General features: G+C 69.5%; 1 protein-coding gene. It reads right to left on the bottom strand.

All coding sequences use genetic code 11. From position 1 onward, the window contains the following. Positions 1-1,763, bottom strand: a 1,763-nt coding sequence (locus tag AZG88_RS29495) for a condensation domain-containing protein (protein WP_231914255.1), incomplete at both ends; no start/stop codon positions are given.

Raw genomic sequence — 1,763 nt, 5'->3', positions numbered from 1 at the left:
TCGCCGTCCGGGTTGCTGCGCACGGCGCCGGCGAGCAGATCCGGCACGGTGACGGGTGCGAGTCCGGGCCTGCCCGTTGCCGGGACGAGAGCTGCCCGTTCGGTGTCGTGGAGTAGGTCGAGATCACCGACGGCGGTGCCCGGGTCGGAGATCACGGCCTCGAGAATCCGCTGCAGTCGCCACGCGAGGTCGCGGACGCTGGACTCGTCGAACAGGTCGGTGGCGTAGGTGAATTCGGCACGGATCCCGGACGGTGCACCGGTGTCGTCGAGATTCTCGCCCAACGTCAGCTGGAGGTCGATCTTGGCGACCCCCGGATCCACGTCCTCGACGCCGATCCGCAATCCCGGCAGTTCGTACGCGTCCGCCTGTACCGGGTTCATCGACAGCGCAACCTGGTAGATCGGATGATGCGCCGGGGTGCGCGTCGGGGCGAGCACGTCGACCAGCCGCTCGAACGGGACGTCCGCGTGGGCGAACGCCGCGAGGTCGGTGTCGCGCACCGTGTGCAGCAACTCGGCGAAGCTGTCTTCGTTGCGAACGGCTGTGCGCAGGACGAGGGTGTTGACGAACATGCCGACCAGGTCGTCGAGAGCGCGTTCGCCGCGTCCGGCGATCGGTGTGCCGATCGCGACGTCGTCGGTGGCCGACAGACGTCCCAGGAGCAGCGCGAACGCGGCGTGGGCCACCATGAACGTGGTGGCCCCGTGTTCCCGGGCCAGTCGCTGGATGCCGCGGTGGGTTTCGGGATCGATGCTGAAGCCCACCGATCGCCCGGCGAACGTCGGCTGAGCCGGACGCGGCCGGTCGAACGGCAGGCGCAGTTCGTCGGGCGCGCCTGCGAGTGTGTGCGTCCAGTATCCGAGTTGGGTGGTCATGACGGATTCGGCGTCGTCCTCGCTGCCGAGAACGTCCCGCTGCCACACGCTGAAATCGGCATACTGGACCTCGAGCGGCGCCCATTGCGGCGCATGACCGTCGGCGCGGGCCGCGTAGGCAACCATGACGTCGCGGCCGAGCGGTCCGAACGACCAGCCGTCGGCCGCGATGTGGTGCAGCGAGATCGCCAGAACGTGCTCGGTGGGAGCCGTGCGGAACAGCGTGGCCCGTACCGGTATCTCCGCGGTGACGTCGAATCCGCGGGACGCGAACGCCACTATTCGGCTGGGGAGGTCGGTCTCGGTGACGTCGACCGGCCGCAGCGTCACGGAGACGTCGGGGGCAAGCAGCACGATCTGCTCGGGGCCACCCTCGCCGTCCGGGAACACCGTGCGCAGCGACTCGTGGCGTTCGACGACGTCGTCGAACGCCGCCGCCAACGCCGCGGTGTCGATCGCGCCGGACAGCCGCACCGCGAACGGCAGGTTGTAGGCCGGGGAGTCGGCGTCGAACTGGTTGAGGAACCACATGCGCTGCTGCGCGAGCGACAGCGGGATGCGGGCGGGCCGGGTCACTGCAGTCAGGGCCGGGCGCACCGCACTCGTGGTGGCGTCGATGCGCAACGCCAGTGCGGCCACGGTGGGCGCATCGAACACGTCACGAACCGACAGCCGGGTTCCGGTCGCCTCGGTGATGCGCGCGGTCACCCGGGTGACGGACAGCGAATTGCCGCCGAGGTCGAAGAAGCTGTCGTGCACACCGATCCGGCCGGCGTCGAGGACGTCGGCGAACACGTCCGCGACCGTCTGCTCGACGTCGTTGCGGGGTGCCACGTATTCGGTTGCGTTCGAGACGAATTCGGGGGCGGGGAGGGCCTTGCGGTC

The organism is Rhodococcus sp. LB1, assembly GCF_001583455.1.
GTDB classification, from domain to species: domain Bacteria; phylum Actinomycetota; class Actinomycetes; order Mycobacteriales; family Mycobacteriaceae; genus Rhodococcus_F; species Rhodococcus_F opacus.
Note: the sequence above shows the minus strand (reverse complement) of the source record. Positions and strands in the feature narration are given on the sequence as shown.